Origin of the sequence: Brunnivagina elsteri CCALA 953 (assembly GCF_002289455.1) — a bacterium.
In the GTDB taxonomy this organism is placed as follows: domain Bacteria; phylum Cyanobacteriota; class Cyanobacteriia; order Cyanobacteriales; family Nostocaceae; genus Brunnivagina; species Brunnivagina elsteri.
This window is the reverse complement of record NZ_NTFS01000225.1, coordinates 1-10,908: the sequence shown is the minus strand read 5'-3', so window position 1 is coordinate 10,908 and position 10,908 is coordinate 1. Positions and strand designations below refer to the sequence as shown.

Genomic DNA, 10,908 nt, shown 5'->3' with positions numbered 1-10,908 from the left:
CCTCTATACCTCCCCTTACTAAGGGGAGGTGCCACAGGCGGTGGGGGTATTTTATTGCCTCTTCATATTAAACTAGTATTAAATATGTTTTTGCACATCTCTAAAAAGAAAATACCGTCCGTAAAGTACCCGAATAAATAGTACCATTACCACCTTGATTCCCAGCATTTTCAATTATCTGAATCGCTGGAGTCACTTGGATATTTCGACTGAACGGATAGTTATAAAACAGCTCATAATTAGTTTGAGTTGCATCACCAATTTCAGTTGCAATAAATGGCTGACCCACAGCAAAACCCGCTAAAGAACCCCTTGTAAACAGGTCACGCATCGCAATTCCAGCCATCCAATACTTAGGATTAATATCACCAAAAGCAGTGCCATTATAGCTAGAGTAACCGTAGCGTCCAAAAATACCAAACTTCTCCGCTAATGTAACTTCAACATTTGCTCCGATTGCATCAAAGTTATTATTAAATACCTCACCACCAGCATATTGCAACCGCAAAGCAAAACTTCGTGAAGGAGCATATTCTAATTCCACCGTACCTTGATAATTGTCCCCAAATAAACCTCCATTAATTGCAGGAGTACTCACACCTCCCATTCCTGGAGGTCTAAAATTATCGGGATATAATACTTCTATAAAGGGTGAAACAGCGCTAGCCATCTGTTGATTCCCAGGATTAGAAGCCTCTGCTGCTGCATAAACTGCTCGTACAGAAAAAGCTCCTCCACCAGGTTTCCAGTCAATTACTGCTCCCCCACTGGGAATACTAAGTGGGAAGAGAATATAGTTGTTAATAAATGCCTGAGTGCTAAAGTCGCGAAAACTAAGTCTTGCATAGCTATTAAAGTCAACAAAATCTGCTGTCTGGAAAACAGGAGCGAGTGTCACCTGTAAATCTTTAGTTGGTCGAAAACTGTAATATAGCCTCGATATATCCAGATTATTATTAGTAGGAGGATTAATCGAATAATCCAAAGCACTACCAAAAAAAGGTTCCAATGCACCACCTGCATTATCCCTACCACCAATAGGACGATTATTTTCTACTTGTCCACTTCCTGTCTCCATTCGCACTTTTAATAAGTCAGTACCGCTAAAACTGGTATTTAAATCAATCCCTGCTCGATACACCAAAGTCGCATTCGGTTGTTGGGTACGAACCCTACCTGTTGCATCAATAATTCTGTCTTCGCTAAAACCTCCAGCATTGGCAGAAATGATTACTTGACCTTGGAGTTTAGTGGTTGTAGAAAATTGATTAGCTTCGAGTTCGGCTGTTTTGGCTTCGAGGGTATCAACTCTACCACGTAAAGTTGCCAATTCTGCGCTAAATTGCTCCTGTAACTTCTGTAAGGTTTCTAAATCTTCTTTTTTCGCCAAATTATTAGTGGCAGTGGCAATCAGTTCATTAACCCGTTCCAAACAAGCATTGAGTCCAGCAGCAAACTCATACCGAGTCATTGCCCTATTACCCCGGAAAGTTGAATTAGGGTATCCAGCAATGCAACCATACCGCTCCACTAGGGATTGTAATGCTTGAAATGCCCAATCAGTTGGTTGGACATCGCTGAGTTGGTTGACATTTGTCACCTGATTCATTTCAGATGTGTTTGCTTCTGAATCTGATTGTTTTGCTGATTCTAAATTTACTGAATCTGCTATTTTTATTGAAGAAAAGTCAGTAGGAAAATCAGTTATTTCCGCACTTGCCGGATAAGTATTTAGAACTGTATTCAGGAGTAAAAAAGATAACATACTTATTCCTCCAGCGAGACAATTATTCAACAGTTTTTGCTGAAATTTGCTTGCTACCAAGGCATTTGCTGACAAACTTTGTTTTTCCATGTTGAATATTTGACGTGATTAATTAGACTGAATACGCATAAAAGAACCCCACCGCCTGTGGCACCTCCCCTTAGTAAGGGGAGGTATAGAGGGGTAAAATAATGTGCAGCTTCACAGAGAATTGATATTGGTAATTGGAGTATTGAGTGACACAGAACTAAAAATACTAATTTGAAAAAAGAGTATGACAAATTAGTTGAATAACTAGGCTAATTATCTCAATAAAGGCGATATTTAGCTAGAAAAATTAAAATTACGAATTGCGATCGCACTTTTAATTTTATGCAAGTAACCCATTAAAAGTACTTTGCGACTGTTTGCACATCCTTATCACCCCGTCCAGAACAGTTAATCACAATTTTGGGACTACCAACAAGTTGCGGACAGAGGATTTCTAGGAATGCGATCGCATGGGATGTTTCCAATGCAGGAATAATTCCTTCGAGTTGGGACAAACGTTGAAATGCAGCTAAAGCTTGTTTGTCGGTAATGCTGTAATATTCAGCACGTTTCATATCCTTCAAGTAGCTGTGTTCGGGACCAACTCCGGGATAATCTAAACCAGCACTAATCGAGTGTGCTTCGGTAATTTGACCGTCACCATCTTGCAGAACATAGCTTTTTGCCCCATGTAAAACACCGACACGACCAAGTGTTAAAGTTGCCGCATGTTTATCCGTGTCGATTCCTTCACCAGCAGCTTCAACCCCAATTAAACGCACAGATGACTCATCCACAAACTCATGAAAAAGACCAATCGCATTGGAACCACCACCCACACAAGCAAGTAAAATATCTGGTAAACCACTCCATTTTTCCATTGCTTGAGCGCGAGTTTCCTGACCAATCACCGCTTGAAATTGGCGTACCATCATTGGATAAGGATGGGGACCAGCAACCGAACCCAGGATATAATGTGTTGTCTCCACATTCGTCACCCAATCGCGAATCGCTTCGGAAGTTGCATCTTTAAGTGTACCTGTTCCCGCTTCCACTGGACGAACTTCAGCCCCCATTAACCGCATTCGGAACACATTTAGAGCTTGTCGTTCCATATCATGAATGCCCATGTAAATGACGCATTCTAAACCGAAACGAGCGCAGACTGTTGCGGTTGCTACACCATGTTGACCAGCTCCAGTTTCCGCAATAATCCGCTTTTTACCCATGCGTCGAGCGAGTAGCACCTGAGCCAAAGCGTTATTAATTTTGTGAGCGCCAGTATGATTTAAATCCTCACGTTTTAAGTATATCTGCGCTCCAGTGCCATCGGGACGACTATAGTAATTAGTTAATCGTTCTGCAAAGTAAAGCGGGGTTGCACGTCCGACATAATCCCGTAAAAGTCCTTGTAATTCTGCTTGAAAATCTGCATCACCATAGTACTTATGAAATGCTGTTTCTAGCTCAGTTAAAGCAGGCATCAGGGTTTCGGGAACGAATTTACCACCAAATTGACCAAATCGACCGTTAATGTCGGGTTCTCGATTAATTGCAGGGTTTTGTAGGTTTAGTAGCATGTTTAATCTCCTAAAAATCAGGTTGGAAAAGAAGGCGTTGTATAATTGCAGAATTATTTATTTCACGCAGAGACGCAGAGGGAATAAGGAGTTTGAGATTTTAGTACGTCAAATTGCGGCTTTCAAATCTGTGCAAAATTCGCGAATCGCTCGTAAACCGTTGTAGGGTGTGTTTTCTCCTAAACGCTGCACAAATGCACTACCAACAATTACCGCATCAGCACCCCATTCCCGCATTTGGTGAGCTTGTTCCGGGGTGGAAATGCCAAAACCAACACCAATTGGTTTACTGGTGATATTACGGATATCTTTGAGTACATCCTTGACGCGGATTTGCACATGCGATCGCACTCCTGTCACTCCTGTAACGCTGACTAAATAAATAAATCCTTGTGATTTAAGAGCAATTTTCTTAATTCTTTCTGGGGAACTATTAGGAGTCACCAATAAAGTCATCTCAACCCCATAAATATCAGCAAAATTAATTAAATCGTCAGCTTCTTCTAGGGGTAAATCAGGTACAACTAATCCTTTAATTCCAGCATCAGCGACTTGTTTAATAAACTTCTCAATACCCAAGTTGAGAATCGGATTGTAGTAAGTAAAAAGAATAATTTGTGATTTTAAACTCCGAGTTACCGACTGCGCCATACTTAAAACATCAGCCAATCTAGTACCCTGTTTTAAAGCACGGGTTGCGGCAGCTTGAATAATTGCTCCATCAGCTAAAGGGTCAGAATAAGGAACACCAAGTTCGATAAAATCTGCACCACTAGTATCCAAAAGTCTTAAAGCTTCAGCAGTATTCTCTAAATCTGGGTCTCCTGCTGTAATAAAAGGAATTAAAGCACATTTATTAGCAGCACGTAAAGATTCAAAATGCTTGGAAATTGATGTCATAATTCTAACTCCAATAAAACTTCTTATCCTTCTCATTCTTGGCGTTCTCTGCGTCTTGGCGGTTTACCCTCTAAAAAGCTGCCTAATCGCTTGTTCCACATCATCTTGCCGCACCAACGACTCACCAACTAAAACAGCCTCTGCACCAGCTTTTAAAACAAAAGCTAAGTCACTAGATGCATACAAACCAGACTCACTGACAACAGTAATTTCTAGTTTTTCCAATACATCTCTACGCTGCAATAATAAATCTTCAGTTGTTGCTAAATCAACAACAAAATCTTCTAAATTCCTATTATTAATTCCCACCAAATTAATCCCAGGAATCGCCAAAACTCTATCCAATTCATTTAAAGTATGTACCTCAACTAAAACAGTCATACCCAAACTATGAGCAATCTGGAGAAAATCTTGAATCGTCTCATTATCCAAAATTGCTGCAATTAAAAGAATTGCATCTGCACCCTTCAATCTGGCAAAATAGATTTGATAAGGGTCAATAATAAACTCCTTACAAAGAAGGGGTATATTTACCCGACTTCTAATTAGTTCTAAATTCTCGAAACTACCCTGAAAAAATTTCTCATCCGTCAATACAGAAATACAACTAGCACCACCTCTTTCGTAAGCTAAAGCAATTTCTAAAGGATTAAAATTATCTCGAATTATACCTTTACTTGGTGAAGCTTTCTTGACTTCGGCAATAATACTAGGCTTTTTCGGATTTTGGCGAATTGCTGCTAAAAAATCTCTTACAATCGGAGCATAAGTAACTTGATTTTTTAAATCAGAAAAAGCTAATTGTTCGTACATTAAATTAACTTCTTGCTGTTTATGCAAAACAATCTCTTCAAGAATATGACGTTGTTTTGCAAGTTGTGAGGTAATTTGATTCTCTTGTTGGGAATTCAACATAATTCTTTTCTAAAGTTATTCGGAGTTTTTTCATTGGTAGAGAAACCCGGTTTCTTGGATTTATCGTACTTGATTTGAGATTTTGTGTGGAGGAGAAACCAGGTTTCTTCAGGCTTTGCGAAACCAAACATTTTCTTTTTTTGGTGTTGGTTATGGTGGAATCAATTTCCTTCAACTAACCTACATTTTTAAAGTTATTCGGAGTTTTTTCATTGGTAGAGAAACCCGGTTTCTTTGATTTATCGTACTTGATTTAGGATTTTGCGTGGGGGAGAAACCAGGTTTCTAGAAATGTTTCGAGAAATTTATACCAATACAGAAGTCGGTTTTTTCACCGTAAAAGCACTGACTACATTCTTGACAATCTCTAATCCCACTCCTTCACTCAAAGTCATAATCGACTCTGGATGAAATTGCACACCAGCGATAGGTAAAGTCTGATGTTCAATACCCATAATTACACCATCTTCTGAAATTGCAGTTACTCTTAATTCTGCGGGTAAACTATCAGGTAATGCGTATAAAGAGTGATATCGACCAACTTCAAATGACTCCGGCAAACCTTGAAAAGCTACAGCATTTTTATCAACCACAGAAACCAGCGATACTTTACCATGTTGGGGATAATCAAGTACCCCTAATTTTCCTCCGTGAGCTTCCACGATCGCTTGCATTCCTAAACATACTCCAAACATAGGAATTTGCCGTTTTTTACAAGCTTGAATTGTCTCTGTAATCCTGAATTCACTAGGACTTCCGGGACCAGGTGATAAGATTACTAAGTCTGGTTTTTCATCATCAAAAAGTGATTCCGCAAAGCCATGTCTTAAGGTGGTTACTGTTGCCCCTGTTTGCCGAATATAGTTTGCCAAAGTATGGACAAATGAGTCTTCATAATCGATTAATAAAACCCGTTTACCCGATGCTGGATTTGCTTCTTGTTGGTCGAGGGTGACTATTTTGAGTAAATCCGGTTTTTGACGACTTGCTTGCTGGAGTGCTTGCATCATCGCAGCAGCTTTAGTAACTGTTTCCTGAGCTTCAGCTTCGGGATCGGAATCATAAAGCACCGTTGCCCCAACGCGAACAGTTGCGATCGCATCTTTTAATTGGATGGTACGGAGTATTAAACCAGTATTCAAATTACCGTTAAAATTGATACAACCAACTGCCCCACCATACCAACGTCGAGGACTGCGTTCGTACTGTTCCAAAAATTGCATTGCCGAGCGTTTGGGAGCTCCTGTAACTGTAACTGCCCAAAGATGGGTGAGGAAAGCATCTAAAGCGTCAAATTCGGGTCGCATTAATCCTTCCACATGGTCTACGGTATGGATGAGATGGCTGTATAATTCGATTTGACGACGACCAATCACCCTAACTGTACCCGGTTCGCAAATACGGGATTTATCATTGCGATCGACATCAGTACACATGGTGAGTTCAGATTCATCCTTGCGGGAATTCAATAATTTTTGAATCTGTGCGGCATCATCGATCGCAGTTTGTCCACGCCGAATAGTACCACTAATTGGACAAGTTTCTATCCTCCTACCATCAACCCGCACAAACATTTCTGGAGATGCACCAATTAAATATTCCCCACCCAAATTAAAGATAAACCCATAGGGACTAGGATTAATTTCTCGGAGCGTGCGGAAAAGCTGAGTTGGGGAAGTTTCGCAGGTTTGGAAGAAACTTTGACCAGGAACAACTTCAAACAAATCCCCACGACGGAAATAATCAAGGGCAATTTTTACCTGTTGTTCGTATTCTCCCGGTTCATGATCGGAGGATTGAGTTGCTGTTAAACGCTTACCTCGGTAATCCATGATTTCACCAGTGCGGGGTAAATCTCTGGTGCTACCATTTTTGGTGACAAAATCGTACTGTAACCGGAATGCTTGTTGCAGATGGTAATCGACAACAATTAATTCATCGGGTAAATATAATACCAAATCCCGTTGGTCAGCAGCCCGTTCCAAAGACTTAGGCATTTGCTCGAATTGAAACACCAAATCGTAACCAAATGCCCCATAAAGCCCTAAATGCTCATCCTCTGGACTGGTAAATGCAGCAAGTATTTGCCGAACCACAGTAAACACCGATGGTTGCTTACTGCGTTCCTCCTCCGAAAATAAGCGATCGCTAGCTTTAATCAAACCAGTTATGGAATTCCCAACTCGATCGACATCGACTAAATCTGAACCATCATCCAAAATTTCCGCCACATAATCGAGTAATACTTTACCGCGTTCATTATGTGCTGTAATCGTAAAAGAATTATTGCGGGTAGCTATCTCTAAAGGAGGATTGACAAAACCAATAGCCCATCTTTTGTAACGTCCTGGATACTCATAACTACTAGCTAACAAACCCCCACGTTGGGAATCCAAACGAATCAAAACCTCATCAGTTGCCGTATCTATGGAAATATTAGTTAGCGATCGCGATACAAATATTCCACCTTTCGTAGAGTAGCTGCCTGTCTCAAAACTCATCCTTTTTACCTCAAAAACCTGATAAATAAATAATTAATCGAGAATTGGCACTAAAACTTGAGACTTTCGCTGAGAATTTCTCTAACACTACAGTCATCGTAAGCAAAATATTAGGATAAGAGTTATATAGGGATAACTCAACTTGACTTATGCAGTTTTGAGAATACTTAAATAATTAACTCAAATAATTGGCTCAAATAATAGCCCCTGAAAGTCTGGGTAGAAAGCTTTAGAGAATGTTTATAAATAAAATGATGTCATTCTGAGGAGTTCTCTAAAACTAAACTTGACCATTTACAAACTTGTGGTGGCAAAAGTTTGAGCATTTACCCGTCCACTTGCAGTAGTCGAGAACACTTTACCCCGTCCAAAATACTGAGCTAAAGGATGAATTTCCTGCATTAACTCGACAAAATCAGCAGGAGTCAGCGACTGTGGACCATCGCACAAAGCAGATGAAGGATTAGGATGTACCTCAATCATCAGAGCATCAGTACCCACTGCGATCGCGGCTTTTGCCATCGTCGGTACATATTGGGAGTAACCAGTTGCATGGCTAGGGTCAATCATAATTGGTAAATGGGTCAAAGTTCTCAACACAGGCACCACAGATAAATCCAGAGTATTTCTAGTATATTGGCGATCGAAATTACGAATACCACGCTCACACAAAATTACATTGGGATTACCACTAGCAAGGATATATTCAGCAGCCATCAACCATTCCTCAATCGTCGCAGACATTCCCCGTTTCAGCAAAATTGGCTTACCAGTTGCACCAGCTTTCTTTAATAACGAGAAATTCTGCATATTTCTAGCACCAATTTGCACCACATCCGCAACCTCAGCAACCACCTCTAAATCGCTCGTATCCATAACCTCAGTAATAATCCCTAAACCTGTTGCTTCACGGGCTTTTGCCAACAGATGTAGGGCGCTTTCCCCATGTCCTTGGAAAGCATAAGGAGAGGTACGGGGTTTGTAAGCTCCACCTCGAAGAAACTTACCACCAGCAGCTTTTACCACCTGAGCAGTCTCCACAATCATCTCTTCATTCTCCACCGAACAAGGACCAGCAACCACAACAAGCGGGTGATTTTGTCCGAAAGTAACTATTCCGTTGGGGGTAGAAACAGCAATTTCCGAAGGTTCCCCAAAGCGATATTCCAGAGAAGCGCGTTTGAAAGGTTGTTTAACGCGAATCACCTGCTCAATGCAAGAACTAATTTGTTGGATATTATCGAGATTAATCGAATTCGTTTCCCCCACCAAACCAATTACAACCTTGTATTTTCCCTGCAACCTTTCAATACTTACAGGATATTGACTCAGTTCATTAACAATGCGATCGATTTCCATTGTAGGTGTTTGCGGTTTTATAACAATAATCATTAGAATTTACCTATTTTTGATTTACCAGTTCGTTGACTTTGATTTACCTTGAAGCTCCTCAAACCGAGCAACTCCAGTCTCTTTATTTAATTTCTTGCCTTCTAATTTCCTATAGCGACGAACATTTTCGGTTTATGCTCATCCATCCACAAACACCCAACATTCCCTTTGCGACTCTGCGCGAGACAAAGTTTTATATATTCTCTATAAATAAAAAATAAATTATACCAACCTCAAATATTAGCCATGCCTTTAAAACAGAGGCTTACAGTAACTTGTATTAAAAAAAAATAAAAATACTGATATAAAAACCAACCAAAAATAGTAACTTCCAGCGATGATTTACAGCTTTTTCTCCAGCAAATTTGCGGTTGCCTCAGTAATTCCCCCAAAGTTATCTTCAGGTAACAACCGAAATTTAAGGGAGATTACTGATGCGATACCGCTTGGCACTCACTTCTGCTTTAGTACTTACCTGTGTAGCAGCTACAACTACAGCAACCCTCGCAGAAAGCACAACCGTAGAAGTCCAATTTAGCGGAACAGTACCCGAACGAACATCAATTAGCATCCCGAACCAACCAGGAGAATCCCTTTCTGGCAGTTCGTTTAAAGCAATCAAATCCTCCCAACCTGGCAATAATATTACCAATCTACGTTTCAACTCCACCCGCAGCAGCGATATTATAGTTTCACCACCTCAGTTTGTATCAGGTTCCCATCCCGAACCCCAGGGAACAACCCGCAGCAGCTTACTAAAACTTGGCAGGGATACAAAAAGTACCAATGCAACAATACCTCCAGGGGAAACAGACTTACAATTACAAACCTTGATTAAAGCACCTCAAAATTTTCCACCAGGAACTTATAACTACACCACCACATTAACCATCGTTCCTTGATAATCTCGTTTTTACCAAATATATATAATATCCCAGACTTCTTTAAGAAGTTTGGGATATGAATAAAATATTTATTTGGGGATAGTCAAAGTCACCTTAAAAGGAACAGTATTTTTCTTATCTCCCCAAGTTAAATCACCGGAAAGCTCATAATCCCCTGGTGAAAGTTGAGTTTGTTGCGATTTAGAGGGAGTTAGGGAAAGATAGCGATCGCACTCGGCAATGACTGTAGTATCGCCAATATTCCCAGTTTGCACAGTTTGATTTCCCCGCTTCAGTTTCCATTCTCCACTGGTAATGGCACTAGCTTTACCTTTGTTGGTGACTAATAGTTGTATTTTGCTGGTTTGAGTATTGAATCGAGCGATGCTAGTAACTAAATTGGGGGAAATATTTCCTTTACGGACATATACAGCTACACCAATTCGGGGAATAATGGCAGTATTGACTGTGACACCCTTTGTGTTATCGGTTTCGCTTACTGTTGCCGCTTGCAGGTTTTCTGTAAAAATCATCGTGCGGTATTCACCATCGGGTAAGCTGGGGGGAAATCGAGTGATGAAGCGAATACTGCGTTGGGTTGAACCTTCGACTTGTAGCTCTCTGGGGGAAAATTGCAGGTAAGGAGCTAAATCGTTTGCACTTGAGGTTAATGCTTGGAAACCTTTTTCTTTGTCGTAGGTAAAAGGGGAAGTGTAAACACGAGCGCGAAATGCTTTTTCATCGAGGTTGGAAACCGTAAAGATTCCCTTTGCTTGTCCTCGTTGTGCTTGGGTTTCCAGAATCATCGGGGAAATGGCAATATCTGCTTTGGCAGAATTTCCGGGTTGGAAGAAGTTAGATAATATAGTAGCTAAAGGTAAGGAAAATTTAAGGAAAGGATTAATATTCATTTATATTTATATTTTGACATTGCATAATAG

Annotated in this window: 8 protein-coding genes; 1 reads left to right on the top strand and 7 read right to left on the bottom strand. The window is 40.4% G+C overall.

Going from position 1 to position 10,908, the window contains the following annotated elements:
* Positions 1-100: 100 nt before the first annotated feature.
* The 6 genes from CK510_RS18675 to aroF all read right to left on the bottom strand — a co-directional run bounded on the left by CK510_RS18675 (position 101) and on the right by aroF (position 9,083).
* Positions 101-1,855 carry an iron uptake porin gene (locus CK510_RS18675; RefSeq protein WP_245912212.1) on the bottom strand — a complete coding sequence of 585 codons (1,755 nt, stop codon included), beginning with the start codon at positions 1,853-1,855 and terminating at the stop codon, positions 101-103.
* A gap of 296 nt (positions 1,856-2,151) precedes the next feature.
* Positions 2,152-3,375 carry a tryptophan synthase subunit beta gene (gene trpB, locus CK510_RS18670; RefSeq protein WP_095723136.1) on the bottom strand — a complete coding sequence of 408 codons (1,224 nt, stop codon included), beginning with the start codon at positions 3,373-3,375 and terminating at the stop codon, positions 2,152-2,154.
* Between the two features lie 108 nt (positions 3,376-3,483).
* On the bottom strand, positions 3,484-4,275 hold the full coding sequence (gene trpA / locus CK510_RS18665) for a tryptophan synthase subunit alpha (RefSeq protein ID WP_095723135.1): 792 nt from the start codon (positions 4,273-4,275) through the stop codon (positions 3,484-3,486).
* 63 nt (positions 4,276-4,338) lie between these two features.
* On the bottom strand, positions 4,339-5,190 hold the full coding sequence (trpC, locus tag CK510_RS18660; RefSeq protein ID WP_095723134.1) for an indole-3-glycerol phosphate synthase TrpC: 852 nt from the start codon (positions 5,188-5,190) through the stop codon (positions 4,339-4,341).
* 305 nt (positions 5,191-5,495) lie between these two features.
* Positions 5,496-7,691 (bottom strand): anthranilate synthase, encoded by a 2,196-nt coding sequence (locus CK510_RS18655; protein ID WP_095723133.1) that lies wholly within the window; start codon positions 7,689-7,691, stop codon positions 5,496-5,498.
* Positions 7,692-7,985: 294 nt separating this feature from the next.
* Positions 7,986-9,083, bottom strand: coding sequence for a 3-deoxy-7-phosphoheptulonate synthase (aroF, locus tag CK510_RS18650; RefSeq protein WP_095723132.1), 1,098 nt, complete (start codon positions 9,081-9,083; stop codon positions 7,986-7,988).
* A 434-nt stretch (positions 9,084-9,517) separates the two neighbouring features.
* On the opposite strand from aroF, the gene CK510_RS18645 reads away from it, so the two are divergent.
* Positions 9,518-9,985 carry a hypothetical protein gene (locus CK510_RS18645; protein ID WP_095723131.1) on the top strand — a complete coding sequence of 156 codons (468 nt, stop codon included), beginning with the start codon at positions 9,518-9,520 and terminating at the stop codon, positions 9,983-9,985.
* 71 nt (positions 9,986-10,056) lie between these two features.
* On the opposite strand, the gene CK510_RS18640 is transcribed toward CK510_RS18645, so the two are convergent.
* Positions 10,057-10,878, bottom strand: coding sequence for a fimbrial biogenesis chaperone (locus tag CK510_RS18640; protein ID WP_095723130.1), 822 nt, complete (start codon positions 10,876-10,878; stop codon positions 10,057-10,059).
* Positions 10,879-10,908 lie beyond the last annotated feature (30 nt).